Origin of the sequence: Salinivibrio sp. PR919, from assembly GCF_001995355.1 — a bacterium.
Taxonomy (GTDB): Bacteria; Pseudomonadota; Gammaproteobacteria; order Enterobacterales; family Vibrionaceae; genus Salinivibrio; species Salinivibrio proteolyticus.
Window position 1 is genome coordinate 1 of record NZ_MUFL01000072.1, and the last position, 18,004, is coordinate 18,004.

At 52.4% G+C, this 18,004-nt stretch carries 13 protein-coding genes and 1 pseudogene; 8 read left to right on the forward strand and 6 right to left on the reverse strand.

All coding sequences use genetic code 11. From position 1 onward, the window contains the following. Positions 1-278: 278 nt before the first annotated feature. A complete protein-coding gene (gene ispB, locus BZG83_RS12710; RefSeq protein WP_077481060.1) occupies positions 279-1,250 on the forward strand; it encodes an octaprenyl diphosphate synthase in 972 nt (323 codons plus the stop codon). An 83-nt stretch (positions 1,251-1,333) separates the two neighbouring features. On the opposite strand, the gene mdh is transcribed toward ispB, so the two are convergent. Then, a complete protein-coding gene (gene mdh, locus BZG83_RS12715; protein WP_069589609.1) occupies positions 1,334-2,272 on the reverse strand; it encodes a malate dehydrogenase in 939 nt (312 codons plus the stop codon). 293 nt (positions 2,273-2,565) lie between these two features. On the opposite strand from mdh, the gene argR reads away from it, so the two are divergent. The 3 genes from argR (at position 2,566) to BZG83_RS12730 (ending at position 6,404) form a co-directional block, all read left to right on the forward strand. Further along, complete coding sequence (argR, locus tag BZG83_RS12720) at positions 2,566-3,036, forward strand: transcriptional regulator ArgR (RefSeq protein ID WP_069589610.1); 471 nt, start codon at positions 2,566-2,568, stop codon at positions 3,034-3,036. A gap of 304 nt (positions 3,037-3,340) precedes the next feature. Next, on the forward strand, positions 3,341-5,911 hold the full coding sequence (locus BZG83_RS12725) for a TRAP transporter permease (RefSeq protein ID WP_077481062.1): 2,571 nt from the start codon (positions 3,341-3,343) through the stop codon (positions 5,909-5,911). 61 nt (positions 5,912-5,972) lie between these two features. Further along, complete coding sequence (locus tag BZG83_RS12730; protein ID WP_069589614.1) at positions 5,973-6,404, forward strand: universal stress protein; 432 nt, start codon at positions 5,973-5,975, stop codon at positions 6,402-6,404. A gap of 42 nt (positions 6,405-6,446) precedes the next feature. On the opposite strand, the pseudogene BZG83_RS12735 reads toward BZG83_RS12730, so the two are convergent. Both BZG83_RS12735 and mpl read right to left on the reverse strand, forming a co-directional pair. Then, positions 6,447-7,066, reverse strand: a pseudogene (locus tag BZG83_RS12735) (flavin prenyltransferase UbiX). Next, on the reverse strand, positions 7,056-8,429 hold the full coding sequence (gene mpl, locus BZG83_RS12740) for a UDP-N-acetylmuramate:L-alanyl-gamma-D-glutamyl-meso-diaminopimelate ligase (protein WP_077481064.1): 1,374 nt from the start codon (positions 8,427-8,429) through the stop codon (positions 7,056-7,058). The pseudogene BZG83_RS12735 and the gene mpl overlap by 11 nt, the downstream one beginning before the upstream one ends. Before the next feature lie 259 nt (positions 8,430-8,688). Between mpl and fbp the strand changes: the two genes are divergently transcribed. Together fbp and ppa are read left to right on the forward strand one after the other, a co-directional pair. Then, positions 8,689-9,711: a class 1 fructose-bisphosphatase gene (gene fbp / locus BZG83_RS12745; protein ID WP_077481066.1), complete on the forward strand. Its 1,023-nt coding sequence runs from the start codon at positions 8,689-8,691 to the stop codon at positions 9,709-9,711. Positions 9,712-9,839: 128 nt separating this feature from the next. Further along, positions 9,840-10,367: an inorganic diphosphatase gene (gene ppa, locus BZG83_RS12750; protein WP_069589628.1), complete on the forward strand. Its 528-nt coding sequence runs from the start codon at positions 9,840-9,842 to the stop codon at positions 10,365-10,367. 51 nt (positions 10,368-10,418) lie between these two features. On the opposite strand, the gene tamB is transcribed toward ppa, so the two are convergent. Together tamB and tamA are read right to left on the reverse strand one after the other, a co-directional pair. Next, complete coding sequence (gene tamB, locus BZG83_RS12755; protein WP_077481068.1) at positions 10,419-14,183, reverse strand: autotransporter assembly complex protein TamB; 3,765 nt, start codon at positions 14,181-14,183, stop codon at positions 10,419-10,421. After that, positions 14,180-15,883, reverse strand: coding sequence for an autotransporter assembly complex protein TamA (gene tamA / locus BZG83_RS12760; RefSeq protein ID WP_077481070.1), 1,704 nt, complete (start codon positions 15,881-15,883; stop codon positions 14,180-14,182). Before tamA ends, tamB begins: the two co-directional genes overlap by 4 nt. A 183-nt stretch (positions 15,884-16,066) precedes the next feature. On the opposite strand from tamA, the gene msrA reads away from it, so the two are divergent. Continuing rightward, complete coding sequence (gene msrA, locus BZG83_RS12765) at positions 16,067-16,705, forward strand: peptide-methionine (S)-S-oxide reductase MsrA (protein ID WP_077481072.1); 639 nt, start codon at positions 16,067-16,069, stop codon at positions 16,703-16,705. Between the two features lie 81 nt (positions 16,706-16,786). On the opposite strand, the gene BZG83_RS12770 is transcribed toward msrA, so the two are convergent. Continuing rightward, complete coding sequence (locus BZG83_RS12770) at positions 16,787-16,993, reverse strand: DUF1107 domain-containing protein (RefSeq protein ID WP_025673598.1); 207 nt, start codon at positions 16,991-16,993, stop codon at positions 16,787-16,789. Between the two features lie 372 nt (positions 16,994-17,365). Between BZG83_RS12770 and BZG83_RS12775 the strand changes: the two genes are divergently transcribed. Continuing rightward, positions 17,366-17,923 (forward strand): YtfJ family protein, encoded by a 558-nt coding sequence (locus tag BZG83_RS12775; protein ID WP_069589638.1) that lies wholly within the window; start codon positions 17,366-17,368, stop codon positions 17,921-17,923. Positions 17,924-18,004: the final 81 nt, after the last annotated feature.

The following is an 18,004-nucleotide window of genomic DNA, read 5'->3' on the forward strand; positions in this document are numbered from 1 at the left end:
TTCTACGGTAGAAATTGATTTGAGGCAAGAGGGGATCGCAAGAAAATTGGTGAAAAGCTGCTCAGCATAGATTCCCACACTTTTTGCAGGCGTGAAAGCTATCTCGTCGCACGTGATTTGGTGTACCATTGTTACCTTAAACCCCCGCGCTAGCGCCGATACTGACCCTGAAAGCACGCCAACGCTGATACGTCATGCGTCTTTCATCCATCACGTCGTAGAAACGTGCAGTTTGGTGGCGGCAAGCAAGCAACTAGGACAAAGCCCGGATTTTATTCATGGATTTCAAATCAATCCAAGCCTTGATCAGTGATGACATGGCGCAGGTCGATCAAAAAATACTGGCTCAACTCAATTCTGACGTCGCGCTTATTAACCAACTTGGCTTTTACATCGTGAACAGTGGGGGTAAACGCTTACGCCCAATGTTGGCGGTTCTTGCGGCGCGAGCCCTTGGGTATCAAGGTGAAAAACACACCACAGCGGCCGCGTTTATTGAGTTTATTCATACCGCTACCTTGCTTCATGATGATGTGGTCGATGAATCGGATTTACGCCGTGGCAATGCAACGGCCAATGCCATGTTCGGTAATGCCGCCAGTGTGCTGGTCGGCGACTACATCTATACCCGCTCATTCCAAATGATGACCAGTCTGCGCTCGTTGAAGATATTGGATCTGATGAGTGAGGCCACCAATGTGATTGCCGAGGGGGAAGTGCTGCAGTTAATGAACTGTAACGACCCGAATACTAGCGAAGCGAGCTACATGCAGGTGATCTACTCTAAAACCGCACGTCTTTTTGAGGCAGCGACCCAGGTCGGGGCCATTCTCAACGACGCGGATCCAGAGACAGAAAAAGCCTTCCAAGATTATGGCCGCTATTTGGGAACGGCGTTTCAGCTGATTGATGATGTCATGGACTATACCAGCGCGGATGACGAAATGGGTAAGCATGCCGGCGATGATTTAGCCGAAGGGAAACCAACGCTCCCCTTGCTGCATGCGATGCAACACGGTACTGAGCATCAATCGGCTATGATCCGCGAAGCCATTGAGAAAGGGAATGGACGGGACAAACTCGAGACGATTTTAGCCTGCATGGACCAATGTGGCTCCTTGTCCTACACCCGCGAGCGTGCAGAGCAAGAATCAGAAAAGGCGATTCGCGCCCTAGATGGTTTAGCGGATTCGGACTACAAGGCCGCCTTAGTCGCATTGGCAAAATTGGCGGTTAACCGGAATAAGTAACCACAAGCGTCTATTGCTATTTAGCGACAAGCAAGCATAAAAAACGGCGCCTATCGCGCCGTTTTTCCATCGATGAAGGGGCTCTATTTCGCCGCGAATTCTTCACCCATTTGAATGTCTTTACGCAAGGTGTCGAGCATATCGTCCATGGCTTTTTGCTCAAACGCGCTCAGCTCACCGATGCTCAAGATTTCTTCCACACCGTTTTTACCCAGGCGCACCGGTTGGGCAAAGAAGCGCGCGTGCTGACCATCGCCTTCCACGTAGGCACACTCCACCACATTTGACTCACCTTGTAGCGCGCGCACTAGAGATAGGCCGAAACGGCACGCTGCTTGCCCCATCGACAAGGTCGCAGAGCCGCCACCTGCTTTGGCTTCGACAACTTCTGTACCCGCATTTTGGATACGTGGCGTAAGCGCTGCGACTTCTTCGTCAGTAAAGCTCACTCCTTTCACCTGAGACAGCAAAGGCAAAATGGTAACGCCTGAGTGACCGCCGATCACCGGAATGGAAACCTCACGCGGATCCATGCCTTTTAGCTCACCAATAAAAGTTTCAGAGCGAATCACATCCAAAGTGGTGACGCCGAACAATTTGTTTTTATCGTAGACGCCTTTGGCTTTGAGGACATCCGCCGCAATCGCCACTGTCGTGTTCACAGGGTTGGTGATAATACCGACACACGCTTTCGGACAAACATCGGCAATTTTTTCCGCTAAAGACTTAACAATACCGGCGTTTACGTTGAACAGATCTGAGCGGTCCATGCCAGGCTTACGGGCGACGCCTGCAGAAATCAAGACCACGTCCGCGCCTTCCAGCGCTGGGGTTGGATCTTCACCGCTGTAGCCTTTAATAGAAACCGGGGTTGGGATATGGCTTAAATCCACAGCTACCCCAGGGGTAACCGGTGCGATATCGTACAGAGCCAAGTCGGAACCCGCTGGCAGGTTATTTTTTAGCAGTAGGGCTAACGCCTGACCAATGCCTCCCGCGGCGCCAATCACAGCAACTTTCATGTCGTTCTCCTTTCGATATTTCTTATAGTCCGGATCCGGTCCGGCTTCTGTTCGGGCACAAATCGCCACGTAATGGTGCGAACTGTGGGCTCATCATATGCCCGCCTATGCGTGCACTCAAGCGTCAAGCGGTGATGATCAGCCAAAGCTCTCATTTTTCTTTTTGCTGCGTTGAAATCGCGTGAATCGAGTTAGGAACAGTGATGCTGTCGCCAATTTGTGGGGTCAGCAATTGCCCTTCGGTGAATGTATATGCAAAATAGCCACTCGTTTGTCATTGCGAGTCAGCCGTCATGCGTAACTCAGAAAAACAAGACCAATTGGTTCGGGCGTTTAAAGCCATCCTCAAAGAAGAAAAGTTCAGTTCTCAGGGCGAGATCGTGGAAGCCTTACGTGCTCAAGGATTTGAGGGCATTAACCAGTCGAAAGTGTCGCGCATGTTGACCAAGTTCGGCGCTGTGCGTACCCGAAATGCCAAGATGGAGATGGTGTACTGCCTTCCTATCGAATTGGGCGTACCTACTACAGGCAGCGCATTGCGCGAGTTAGTGATGGAAATCGACTATAACGAAGCGGTTGTCGTCATTCACACTGGTCCAGGCGCGGCACAATTAATTGCCCGTTTACTGGACTCTCTTGGCAAAGCTGAGGGGATTTTGGGCGCCGTCGCTGGGGATGACACCATCTTTATCACACCCACCCGTGGCACCACCACAGAGGCACTGTTTGAAGCCGTCTGTGATCTGTTTGAATACCACTACTAATCTTTTTGTCAGGCAGCGTGATCCCGCTGCCTGTCTGTCTTTTCCCCTCTTCGCTACACACCTTTTCACACAAAAGCGATAACATCCTTTTAATTTTTCTTTATCGCTCTGTTACTATCGGCGTTTGACCGCCAACAAACGATTAACGCATTGGCCACCCATCGGCCCATTATAATTAACGGTTAGGTACTCATCGTTGACACTGATGTCATTGTCTACAGGCTATGCTTTGTGACAGAGAGTACCCTTTTCTCGGGACATTGCTGCCGCTCTCGCGGTGCAAATGATAATAAGGACAAACTGCATGACGAAGACAAGTCAATCGTCTCCTGATGTGCAAGACATGGTCGCGCAAGCGGATACAGGTGCGCGCTCACCTCATGGACTGCCGGGACGCATTTTATGGCTGGTACCACTTTTTTGGTCACTGTTTCAGCTATGGTATGCCTCACCTCTCCCCTTTATGCTCGATTTTGGTGTCCTCAATGACACCGAAGCTCGCGCGGTTCACCTCGCTTTCGCGATGTTCTTGGCCTACACCGCTTATCCTGCATTAAAAACCTCTCCCCGCGATCGTATCCCCCTACTCGACTGGGTATTCGCCTTAGCGGGAAGCTTTGCCGCAGGGTATTTATTCTTATTTTATAACGATCTAGCTGGACGCGCCGGCGCTTATACCGACGTGGATATCACGGTCGCTGCCATTGGTATGGTGTTGATGCTTGAGGCGACCCGCCGTGCACTTGGCCCCCCATTGATGGTGGTCGCCGGTGTATTCTTGCTCTACACCTTCGCCGGTCCCTACATGCCGGATGTGATCGCACATAAAGGGGCGAGCTTAAATAAAGCCATGTCGCATCTGTGGCTCACCACGGAAGGGGTTTTCGGGGTGGCGCTGGGCGTCTCTACCTCGTTTGTATTCCTGTTTGTCCTGTTCGGGGCATTACTCGATCGTGCCGGTGCCGGCGGCTACTTCATTAAAGTGGCCTTCTCGCTACTCGGTCACATGCGCGGTGGCCCCGCCAAAGCCGCGGTAGTCGCGTCCGGCCTGTCCGGTTTGGTCTCAGGTTCATCGATTGCCAACGTAGTGACTACTGGGACCTTTACCATACCCTTGATGAAACGTGTGGGCTTCCCGAGCCATAAAGCCGGCGCGGTTGAGGTAGCCGCCTCGACCAATGGCCAGCTCACCCCACCCATTATGGGGGCTGCCGCGTTCTTGATGGTGGAATACGTGGGGATTTCCTACGTCGAGGTAATTAAAGCCGCACTACTGCCTGCGCTTATCTCCTACATCGCTCTGATTTACATCGTGCACTTAGAAGCGTGTAAGGCTGGGATGCAGGGCCTACCGCGCCGCCACACCAGCACCTTGCTACAAAAACTGTTCTCATTTATGACCGTGTTTGTGGGCTTGCTGGTCCTCAGTGCCGCGGTCTATTACGGCATCGGTTGGACCAAAGATGTGTTCGGTGCCATGGCAACCGTTATCATTGGTCTGCTGACATTAATCGCTTATGTGCTGTTGGTGCGCTATTCCGCTCAGTACAAATCCGAAGCGGCAGAAGACCCGGCCGCCGCCGATTTATCCGAAGTGCCGGAGCCAGGCCCAACCGTACGTTCTGGCTTGTACTATTTGTTGCCTATTGGCGTATTGGTTTGGTGTTTGACCGTCGAACGCTTCTCACCGGGTTTGTCCGCATTTTGGGCGACGGTGTTTATGATCTTTATTATTCTCACCCAGCGCCCGCTGATTGCTTACTTCAATCAACGGACCAACTTTAAAGAAGAAATCCGCGACGGTGTGGTCGATATGGCCGAAGCCTTTGTGACCGGTGCACGTAACATGATAGGTATCGGCGTTGCCACTGCGGCTGCGGGGATTGTGGTGGGTACCGTCACCCTCACTGGCATCGGTCTAGTGATGACGGACTTTGTCGAGTTTATCTCCGGCGGCAACATCTTCTTGATGCTGCTGTTTACCGCGGTCATCAGCTTGCTATTGGGGATGGGTCTACCGACTACCGCCAACTATATCGTGGTCTCCACCCTGATGGCGCCAGTGATTGTTACCTTAGGCGCACAACAAGGGCTGATCATTCCCTTGATTGCGGTACACTTGTTCGTGTTCTACTTTGGTATCCTTGCCGATGACACGCCACCGGTCGGCTTGGCAGCCTTTGCCGCGGCGGCCATTGCTAAATCCGACCCGATACGTACCGGTGTGCAGGGCTTTACCTACGACATACGTACCGCCATCCTGCCGTTTATGTTTATTTTCAACACTCAGTTGTTGTTGCTAGACCTAGAGGGCCCCATTCACCTGATCTTAACCGTGGTGTCGGCAACCATCGCAATGCTGGCTTTTTCCGCGGCGACACAAGGGTGGTGGCTCACCAAGAATAAATGGTGGGAAACCGCACTACTTCTAGTGATCACCTTCTCGCTCTTCCGCCCCGGCTTTTGGTGGGACGAAGTGTACCCACCGACCACCAGCTATCCGGGCACTGAATTAGTGCGTATCGCAGGCACCTTGCCTGAAGGCGAGCCGTTACAGCTGGAAGTGGAAGGGGAAAACTTCTTTGGTGAGCAGATAGCGAAACATGTCGTGCTCCCCATCGATCACAGCTTGGAAAGCGGCGAAGCACGCATCAGTGACACAGGCCTCATGCTCCGTGAGGAAGATGGCAAACTCTTGGTAGATATGATTCAGTTTGGCAGTGATGCAGACAAAGCAGGCATCGATTTTGATTGGCAAATCAAAGCCGTGACTGTCGATAATGTCCGCCCATGGAAAGAATGGGTCTTCGTGCCAACTTTGTTGCTCTTGGCATTACTCGGCTGGAATCAACGCCGTCGCATTCGCCAAGCCTAGTGTTAAGGGCACGTGTTTTACCGCGTGCCCTTTTCTTTTTTAGACCGTAAAGGATATCGCTATGTATAAACACATCTTGGTTCCGGTTGACCTCAATGATGAGAGCTTTGCTGACAAGGCCGTCGATCATGCGGTCTGGCTGGCCAGCCAATCTGGCGCAAAAATACACCTACTGACTGTGCTGCCGGGCATTCATAATTCGATGGTGGCCTCTTATTTCCCGGAAGACGCCGCCAACAAAATGAAACGCGATATGAAGCGAAACTTACAAGGCTTTGCGGATAAATACGTGCCAAAAACCATCGCCTGTGAGGTGTCAATTGCGGAAGGGAAACCTTACAAGGGGATCATTAAAACCGCCGAGCGTATTGGCTGCGATCTCATCGTGATGCCAAGCCACAAACGTTCACGCGTCAATAAAATGATGCTCGGCTCCGTCGCCGCCAAAGTGCTCGAAGGGGCGACAGTGCACGTGATGGTACTCAAACCTTAGCTGTGTAGTGCTCAGGCATGCTTGCGCTTGCCTGAGCACCGTTCATCGTTCGCGTTGGTCATAGCCCCAACGTGGCACCAGCTGTTGCTCAGCACCGACATGATCCAAAATACGCGCTACCATAAAGTCGATGAGATCATCTATCGACTGGGGTTGATGATAAAAACCCGGCGCGGCTGGCATAATCGTCACCCCCATTTGCGAGAGCTTGTGCATGTTCTCAAGATGCAAGGTCGAAAAGGGCGTCTCACGCACCACCAACAGAAGTTGTCCGCGCTCTTTAAGCACCACATCCGCCGCCCGTTCAATCAGGTTATCGGACAAGCCATGCGCAATCGACGCCAATGAACCGGCGGAGCAAGGGCATACCACCATTTGCTTCGGTGCCGCTGACCCTGAGGCAACTGGCGAAACCAATCCTCTTTGCCACACACCACTAGCTTATCCGTGTTGCACTGTAAATGTTCTACCAATACCTTTTTGGCCGCGTCAGGCCCGGCAGGCAATTTCAGGCCATGTTCGGTGGCTAACACCACACGTGCTGCCGATGAGATCAATAAGAAAACCTGATAATCCTGTGCAAGCAGGCATTCGAGCAAACGTAGCCCGTATGGCGCGCCAGAGGCACCTGTCCACGCCAGAGTGATGCGTTTATCCGCCATGCTTTTCCCCTTTATCGCCGAGCGCGTTAAGCAGCTTGTCGTGAATACCACCAAAGCCACCATTACTCATCACCAACACGGTATCGCCTGCTTGGGCTTGCTCACATAAAGCGGTTACCAACCCATCAATATCGGCATGAATATGCGACGGCTGCTCGCAGCTATCCACCACCGCTTCAAGCGACCAATCCAGCCCTTGGGGTTGGAACAAGAACACTTGGTCAGCACGAGCCAACGACGCCGCCAGCGTGTCTTTGTGAACCCCTTGCTTCATGGTATTGGAACGTGGCTCTAACACCGCCAGAATGCGACCATTACCGACTTTCGCGCGTAACCCCTCAAGGGTCAGTCGAATCGCCGTCGGGTGATGAGCAAAGTCATCATACACAGTGACACCGGCTTGCTCACCACGCCACTCAAGGCGTCGCTTGGTATTGATAAAGGTCTCGAGCGACTGACAGGCTAAGTCAGGCGTTACGCCCACATGACGCGCTGCCGCAATGGCCATTAACGCGTTACGTACATTGTGATCACCAACTAAGTCCCAGTTCACATCCCCAACATGCTCGCCGGCAAAATACACCGAAAAATGATTGCCGGCTGGATCTTTTTTCACCGTCTGCCATTGTCCATCTGGTCCTGCATAAACGCATTCACTCCAGCACCCCATGGCAAGCGTCTCTGCGACATTGGCATCGTCCGAGGGCGCAATGATTTGGCCAATCCCCGGCACAGTGCGCACCACATGGTGGAATTGCTTTTGAATCGCGGCCAAATCATCAAATATGTCGGCATGGTCGAACTCAAGGTTGTTGATCACCAAGGTTTTCGGTTGGTAATGAACAAACTTGGAGCGTTTATCAAAAAACGCGCTGTCATATTCATCGGCTTCTACCACAAAAAATGGGCTATCGGCCAATCGTGCCGAGCCATTAAAATTCCCCGCGACACCGCCAATCAAGAAACCGGGCGCGTAGCCGCAATCTTCTAAGATCCATGCCAACATGCTAGCGGTAGTGGTTTTACCATGTGTGCCAGAAACCGCCAGCACCCAGCGGTCTCGTAATAAGAAATCATGCAACCATTGCGGGCCTGAGGTATACGGTAAACCTTGGTTTAGTACCGCCTCAACACAGGGATTGCCACGACTCATTGCATTACCAATCACCACAAGGTCCGGAGCGGGAGCAAGCTGAGCCGGATCATAACCTTCGATAATCTCAATACCTTGAGATTCGAGTAACGTACTCATCGGGGGGTAAACATGGCTATCAGAGCCCGTCACCCTGTGTCCCAATTGTTTTGCGAGCATCGCGGCGCCACCCATAAAGGTGCCACAGATGCCGAGAATATGAATATGCATAGCCTTCACTGTGTTGTATTGGTTGCTCAGCCATCCGGCATAAGGCTGTCATTATGCCTTGGATTGGCGCTTGGGTCTTATCGCTTGCGTACATCTGACATGGTTTTTATGTGGCGATCACACTTCCCTTGCTTCATGTATTTCTTCAGTACGATTAAAAAGTCGCTGGCGCTAGAATATCAGCGATTTTAAGAGGCAGCTGACTGCCCATGTATCCGATTGCATCAGAAAGAAAGTTCATCATCATTAAGGATTGAGAATGCCCGACATTAAGACCCTCGGCGAGTATATTGTTGAGAAACAGCACGCCTTCCCGCACGCCAGCGGTGATTTATCTTCTCTTCTCGCCTCCATCCGTCTGGCCGCCAAAATTGTTAACCGTGAAGTCAACAAAGCCGGTCTGGTCGATATTGCCGGCGCGATTGGCACAGAAAACGCACAAGGCGAAGAGCAGCAAAAGCTCGATGTCTACGCCAACGAAAAGTTTAAAGCCGCCATGGAAGCCCGCGACCACGTCTGTGGCGTTGCCAGCGAAGAGGAAGATGAAGCGGTTATTTTCAACAAGCAGCTCAACCGTAACGCCAAATACGTCGTCCTCATCGATCCACTGGATGGCTCCTCTAACATTGATGTTAATGTGTCTGTTGGCACCATTTTCTCTATCTACCACCGCGTATCGCCGGTGGGTACTCCCCCCACCGAGGAAGACTTCTTACAGCCCGGCCACCGCCAAGTGGCTGCCGGTTACGTCATTTACGGCTCATCGACCATGTTGGTTTACACCACGGGCGATGGCGTGCACGGGTTTACCTATGACCCGTCGCTTGGGCTATTCTGCTTGTCGCATGAGAACATGACCATTCCTCAAGACGGTAACATCTACTCGATTAACGAAGGGAACTACATCAAATTCCCACAAGGCGTCAAAAAATATATCAAGTACTGTCAAGAAAACGTCCCTAATGAGAAGCGTCCCTACACCTCACGCTATATTGGCTCTTTGGTCGCGGACTTTCACCGCAACCTGCTAAAAGGCGGTATTTACTTATACCCCAGCACACTTGCCTATCCCAACGGCAAGCTACGCTTGCTTTACGAGTGCAACCCCATGGCGTTTATTATTGAGCAAGCGGGTGGTAAAGCGACCGATGGTACCCAGCGCATACTGGATATCGATCCGAAAGAATTGCACCAACGCGTGCCTTTCTTTGTCGGCTCCAGCAATATGGTGGACAAAGTGGGTGAATACCTCGAACGCTACCCTGATCACGACGATAACTAAGTGCGGTGAGACGGTGAGATTTCACCGCAATTTATGATTAAGAGGCGACCACAGCGGTCGCCTCTGTTATTTTCACGCTCGGTGGTTATAATTGGCACACACTTTTTTGATAAACAAAAGGACATCCCATGAGCCTGAACCAGGTCCCAGCGGGCAAAGATCTGCCTGAAGATATTTATGTGGTGATTGAAATTCCTGCCAACGCCGATCCAATTAAGTACGAAGTCGACAAAGACAGCGGCGCCGTATTCGTTGATCGCTTCATGGCAACGCCTATGTTCTACCCATGTAACTATGGCTATGTAAACCACACCTTGTCTTTGGACGGCGACCCAGTTGACGTGCTGGTACCAACCCCATTCCCATTGGTACCCGGCTCAGTGATCCGCTGCCGCCCTGTTGGTGTGCTCAAAATGACCGACGAGTCTGGTGAAGATGCCAAAGTGATCGCGGTACCGCACAGCAAGCTGACCAAAGAGTACGATCACGTGAAAGACGTGAACGACCTGCCTGAGCTGCTAAAAGCACAAATCACGCACTTCTTCGAGCGCTATAAAGAGCTAGAAGCTGGCAAATGGGTGAAGGTAGACGGTTGGGAAGATGCCCAAGCGGCAAAAGACGAAATCCTGTCTTCATTTGAGCGCGCGCAAAAATAATAGCGCCATCGCCATGAAGCTAGAAGCCCGCGTCAACACGCGGGCTTTTTTCTATTTAATCTCAAACTGATAGAGTAGATCCACCGCCTGATCGACTCCCGACACCGCTTCTAGATAAAGATCTTTCATCAATCGATAGCGCACCGTGAACACCCCTATCGCATCAAAGATCCCCACCCCATACTTCACTTCCAAGTCAGGCAGAATATATCCCGAGACCTCGACTTTTTGCTCATCGCCGGCGCCAGAGGTATCAAGAGTGAGATCCTCGACTCCAAACGCCTGACCAATTTCGCCTACCAGTTTGCCACTTTGCGCCAAGCCCAAACCAATCAGCATAGAGGTCATATTGGCATCACCGGCGCCAGCATCAAGTGCTCGGCCGCGTAACAGGTATGACAAGGCATTGGCCTGCGAACCGGCCGGATCCATAAATACAGTCGCCACCGGCTCATCGGCAGGTCCTGTAAGTCGGATCCCCGCGATGACATCGCCCTCAGTGCGCTCGGGATTGCGAATCGCTTCGACTTGCAAATACGGCTGATCAGCAGGGCCATTAAATAAGATTTCCCCTTTACGGATAATCAAATCTTGTCCAAATGATCGATAGGTTCCTTCCAACAAGCTCACGTTACCGACAATCAAGGCGCCTTTACGGTTGTTCTTAATGTTAAGCTCTCCTGCCAAGCGCGACTTCAAACCAAACGCCGCCAGCCGAACTTCATCACCAAGCACTAAGCGTACATCCGTGACCAAATTAAAAGGAACCGCATCTTTTTGTTCCGCGTCTTCAGGCTCATAGTTTTGATTGAGGATCACCGTATCATCCGACACAGTGACGGCCGACTCCGGCAAGTGCTCCACCTCAATCCGTCCCCATGGCACCTCAATATTCCCCCGAATCGCCACTTGTTCTGGGGTTGCTGAAACCGTTAAGTCAGGCGCAACATCAAGACGGACCATCGGCGGCACATTCACTCGCAACGTATCGCCCGCGACATTCAGATTAAACAACCAACCTCTCACGGTCGGCCACCGACCCTCACCTTTGAGGCGTAAGGTGCCATCGGGAGTAATCAGCTGGCCGGTTAACTGTCCCTGCTGACCATCAAGGTTGACCGTCACCTGCCCGTCATTAACATCAACCGGCGATGATAACCCTTTCACACGTAATGCGCTGATATCCAGCTCGCCAAAGACTTTCGGCAATGTAATCGGACCTTGAACGCGTAAGTTAGCATTCACTTCGCCATTAACATCGGCCTGTTTGTCACCGCCGAGTAACGGCTCCAGCTTGGCAAGTTGCACCGCATTCATGTGCACATTCCCATCAATCGTACGTGTCGACGCTAACAGATCATTCAAGGTAAAGGCTGAAGCCAGTGTGCCACCCTCAGATAAGGTGAGTGCCAACGCACCTTGCAGTGCATCTTGATGCCAACGCGCATTGAAGTTGGCATGCTGCCAGCCAATCACCAGTGGCGTGTCGGCCTGCTGGCGCAGATTGCCATCCGCGATATCAATCGAGGCTTGTACATCCGGCGAGGCGTCAGGCTGCCAACGTGCATGAACCACGGCATTGGCACGTGTATCAAGCAGCCATTCCGGCGGTAAGAAGGCAGCGATTTGCTTCGCTTCAAAGCCTTCAATCTTGGCGGCCACCTCCCCTTGCTCGCCGATTGTCGCCGGTTGCGATAAGCACAAAGACGTTGCTTGCCACTGCCAACAATGTTCGCCAACCTCGGTTTGCATATCAGTGAAACTAAACGCAATGGGTACCGCACTTTGCTGCACAATGTCGCCAAGTTCTTCCACGTTCACCGATGTATCAAGTAGTTTACCTTTCCAGCCAGTGTCTCGGGCCAATGCACCTTCAACACGTAACGCGCCAGACGCCGGCGCCCCTTGCCAGCGCAAATCCAGCTGGTGTGCCGCTTCATCACCGCGCACGGTTAAATCAAGGTTGTCTAAGCGCGCGGTTTGATAGCGCCCGCCTAATACCGACACCGTCAGCTCGCCGCCTAAGCGATCTTTTACGGCCAGATCACCGTCTACCGTTAGCTGATTAATGCGCACATCTTGCCAACGCAATTGCTTAGCATGAAGCGCCAACTTTGCGGTTGGCTGTGCAAACGGCCCGCTCAATCGTGCATCGCCACGGATCACACCAGTGAGCATGGGCAAGGATTGCGACAAATCGGCAATATCGACCGACAGTCCCATTTGCCACTCATCACGCACTTGCCCTTGTGCCGTGACGTGATTGGGACCATGCGACAGCGTCAGTCCCGGCGTCGACACGCTCGGCTGGCCATCGCCATCACGATCATGCGCGTTAAGTGCGCCCGCGACCGCTAGAGGCAGTTTTTGTAACTCCCCATGCACCACCAACGTAGGCACCGACACATCCCAGCCGCCTTGGGCGGTTAAGCGACCACGATGGCTGATTGCACCGGTTAAATCCCCCGTGACCTCTGGCCATTGCTGCTGAGGTTGGATGTTGGCAAACCCTAACTCAGCTTGCCAAAAAGGCTCGCTGGACCAATCCACGCTGGCACGACCGGCCACCTTACCTCCAAGCGTATTAGCTTCAAGCTGCGAGAGGGTCAGCGCCGTTAGACTGCCTTGGCCGGTTAAATTCAGCTGGGTGGTCGGAATCTCAGGGCCCTCGACGCCGGTTTGTAAACCGAGCTGATAGTCGGACAAATCCCCATCGGCGTGAAATTGTAGCTCGCGTAATGCCGCGATCGCTTCCCCCGTCAGCGGCCAAGCCAAGGCTTTGCTCTGCAACTGCACCGCAAAAGGTAAGTTTGCCGCCAGCAGGTTTGCCTCTCCTTCCAGCGTCGCCGTCACCGGTCCGTGCGCATTCGCGTTTAGCTCAAGCGCGGCTAGGCTTCCAGAGGCCGACAGTGATAAAGCTTGGCCTTGAAGCGGGGAAAGATTACTGGTCAACTGGGCTTGTAAGGTAAGTGGGTACTTACCTTTAAGTGTAATATCACCTGCAAGGCTTGCCGTGCCTTGGGGGGCGGTCACCGAGAAACTATCAATAGTCACCGCGCTGCCTCGAACGCTACCCGCCAAAGATAACGCTGAGAGGGTTTGTACTGTGCCCGCTTCAATCCGCGTATCTTGCAGGCGAAGCTGCTCCACCTCGATAGCCAGCGGCAGCGCCACCGTGGGTAACTCCAGGCCTGGGTAATGCCATGGCGTGCTTGCCACCGCGCTATCCGGTTTACCGACCGCTTGGTCGGTATTGTCTTGGGGCTCACTCGGCAGGATCACCACTAGCTGCTGCCAATCGGTCGGCGATAAAGTTAAGGTGTCGCCAACAAAATGCACGCCACCTTGCAATTGATGCCAACTCACCGACTGTCCAGCGACCTGAATCGCCACATCCTTAAAGGCAAAGGCATTGATGTGAATAGGCAGCGGCGCTTGGATAGCCGACGTGGATACGTCTTGCGAGGATGTATCCTCCTCACTCACGGGCAAATCAATATCGAGCGTGACCCCCTCGGCGGCCAATTGATCAATACAAAGCGCAGGCGTCAGTAAGCACTTACCTTGGATGACAAGCCTTAGCTGTTCGGCATTCAGTCGTAGCTGCTCATCATCATAGCGCACCCCTTGCAGCACGAAGCCGGTGAGTAGACTGCCGTCGGCCTCATCGACTGATAACGCAGGTAGCGCTTTCTGCGCACCCCAAATCCCGACCTGCAAGCCCACTGGTGTAAAAAGTGCGGCCGCTACCAGCCCCACCAAAGAAAAAATACTGATTAACGCAATAAACGTTAGCCTGACTAACCAACGACTCATAACTCAGGCCCTAGCGTAAGGTGTATACGAAAATCATCATCGTCATTATCAAAACCACGCGCGACATCAAGACGAATCGGACCTACCGGCGATGACCAGCGAATACCGGTACCAGCCGCACGCTTCCACGATAAATTGTGGGTCCACGCGTCACCACCATCAGCAAATAACGCCCACCACCAGTTGCCACCTAGACGATATTGGTACTCCAACGTACCGGTTAACATGTAGCGGGCGCCACTGAGCTGACCGCTGTCATCGACAGGGGAAACGGTTTCAAAAGCATAACCGCGAATACTGTTATCGCCCCCGGCGAAAAAGCGTAACGATGGCGGCGCTTCACTGAACTCTTCAGAAATCAGGGCACCACCATCAACGCGTAATAAGCCGCGATGGTTTTTATTGAGGCTACGAATCCACGCACTCCGCCCTTGCAAGCGCACCAAACTAATATCGGACAGCCAAATCGGATCGGCCGCTTCCAATGTAATAGATTGTTTGTCTCCCCAATGCGGCATTAATCCACCGCGAGCGCGGGTGCGGGTAAAATTGATCCCTGGCAGCACCACGCTGACGCTATCTTCATCTAGCCCTTGGGTGTAGTCTTCATAAAGCCAGCGTAACGAAACACTGCGTTGCCAGCCGGTATCATACAGCCAATGCCTGGAAATCGAGGTCGATACCTCAAGGCTGGAGGTATCGCGTTGTTCGGTATTTTGTAACCCTAACTGCACTTGATAATACTCGCGAGAAACATCCTCCAAGGGAACCTTGTAGGTAGAGGTCAACGTCTGCTCGGGCTCAGAAATCGCCAATGATGTGGTGATACTGTGACCGCGTGAGTTATACCAAGGCTTGCGCCAATTAAACTTGAGCCGCGGGCCAATGTCGGTGGAATACCCGACCCCAGTTTCAAATTTGTTGCGTGCTTCGGGGGTCAGTGTCACCTTGATCGGCACTTCAGTGTCTTCGGCTTCTTCCATGTCTGCTTGGACTAACGCACTGGAAAACCACCCGGTGTTGGCAAGCGCTTGGTTAAACTCACCCAATGCCGACACGCGATACGGCTCGCCCGGGGAAAAATCACGTAAAGTGTCGAGACGCTGCAACTGAATTTGCGCACCTTGGTAGCGAATCGCGCCAAAGTGGTAACGCTTACCACTGGCAAAGTGCAGACGAATAAACGCTTGTTGGCGGGTGGGAGAGACTTCGAGACGTGTCTGCGTAAAACGACCGTCAAAGTATCCCTTTTTCACCGCCAAGCTTTGGATTTGGCTTTTCAGGGACTCATAGTCTCCGTGGTTAAGAATCGCGCCCGGCTGCGGCCCGTCAGCCTTGAGAGCATGAAAATCGTCATCCATGCCCGCTTCACCGCTAAACACCACATCCACTTGTGCCAAACGAACGGGTTTGCCCGGATCAACCTTGACTTCCAGCGTAGCGTCTCCGTCCATTTGCATAGTGATCTTAGGCTGATAAAACCCCACCGCTTGCAGTGCTTTACGCACATCCTGCTCAACACGGGCAATAAACCGGTAGGAGCCGTCCCGCTCTTCTGGAGCAATCGCGGCTAAATAGGTCTCGACATTGTCTTGTGCAATACCATCGAGCCCTTCAATATCAATGTCGACTTCCGCATGGGCGATGCTAGATATCACGCTGATAGCGATCGCGAATAGGGGGAATAGCCGTATATTCATGCAGTGAGATCCAATACCCGGGTGTCGCCCGGCTAAATTGATGATATCTTGCCATATTACGTGTTGAGCGGGGCAGGATGCCAGCATCATGTTGATGACAAGATGCGGAATCCATGCCTGTATGCCAACCCACTGACGCGCACAGCAGTCCGCTTTGCGCTTTTACACCACAGCAGTCAAAGGATGCCTATGTCGATGCAATCTTCCTTTACCCAACCCGAGAATGCGATAGCCGATCGCACCGACCCGATTGTTCCAGCCGAACCGCACGCGGTCTTTAATCAGCCTATCACGGCCACCCCCGCGGCCGGTCAAAAACAGGTTATTTTTGGCATGGGCTGTTTTTGGGGTGCCGAACGCAAATGGTGGCAACAGCCGGGTGTCGTGATGACCTCGGTCGGATACAGTGGCGGCGTCACCCAACACCCGCGTTATCAAGACGTCTGCACGGGACAAACCGGCCATGCCGAAGTGGTCAATGTGATTTTCGACCCGTCCGTGGTGAGTTTAGACACCCTACTGGCGGTGTTCTGGGAAAACCACGATCCGACCCAAGGCATGCGTCAAGGCAATGACATTGGCCCGCAATATCGTTCCGCGATTTACTATTGTGATCCGGCGGACCAAGCTAGCGTCGAGGCAAGTCTGGCGACCTATCAAGCGGCATTGAGAGAGGCCGGCAAGCCCGATGCGGTCACCACTGAGATCGCACCGGCTGGCGCTTACTACTTTGCTGAAACTGACCACCAGCAGTATCTACACAAAAACCCGCAAGGCTACTGCGGCTTAGGTGGCACAGGTGTGTGTTTCCCACCACAATAAGCCTTTGGCAATTAACCACTGCTAAATGGCTAGGCGTAAAAAAACACGTCCGTTTGGACGTGTTTTTCAGTGTGGCGATGTTTATGCGGTAATGGCCATGGCTTTAATTTCTTTATTCACCTCAGTCATCACCGACAGTGCACGTTTATCACTATGCCCGGGCGGCAGTAAACGTCCACCATCAAACTCAAACGCGCCTACACCTTCAATATAGAGTCGGCCCTTAAAAAATCGTTTCACATACCGCGCAATCTGGGTTGGCCGATATTGACGAAAGATTCTGAGCATAAGGATCCCTTTCTTGTTCTCAAAGTCTGTCTAAGCAGACCGAAACGGCAATTCATTTCTTTCACAGTCACGATGACCGTATGATATTGCCACCTTGGAGCGCCGCATATTATCTGGCAATCTCCGCGTATAAAGCTAAGCAAGCAAAGTGCCACCTCAATAAGATGGCAATCACAGCATTAGAGCCTGCTAGCGAACAGAAGTTCCCGATTTAGATAAATACGTTTTGCAGCGTAAGTTCGATCGACGCAGAAAAGTCCGATCTTGCGCACGGATTAACCTTTGCCACTTGGCACAACTCACCGTCTGGCGTAACCATAGATAACTTGGCACCTGATGCCAAATAATGACCACAGACATGGATGATAAAGAATGAAAAAGACCACCCTACTTGCTCTCACCTTTGCGCTATTCACAGGCACCAGTTGGGCGCATACGATCCAAAATGGTGCACCTTTACCTTCAGCCAAAGTCGCCGAGCACGGCGAGCTGACCTTGAATGGCGACGATATTGTTTATCAAGCTTGGCAAACCGAACAACTGCCGGGCAAAGTACGCGTGATCCAAGCCATCGCCGGACGCAGCAGCGCCAAAGAAATGAATGCCCCCTTGATGGAAGCCATCACAGCCGCAGACTTTGACGACTCTCGCTACCAAACCACCACCATCATTAATCAAGATGATGCGATTTGGGGCACCGGCGGTTTTGTTAAATCGTCGGCAGAAGACAGTAAGCGGGATTTTAGTTGGTCCTCAATTGTGCTCGACGAAAACGGCAGTGTCGCACAGGCGTGGCGCTTAAAAGAAGAAAGCTCGCTGATCGCGGTACTCGACGACCAAGGCACGGTGCGTTTTGTCAAAGAGGGCAAATTAAGTCCCGACGAGGTGAACCAAGTGATTAGCTTAGTGACTCAACTGGTCAATCAATAGTGCCATGCGCGGGCAAAGCCCGCGTTTTTCAACACTTGGCGTCGATGGTGATAATTGTTATGTTATTACATTACTCTTAAA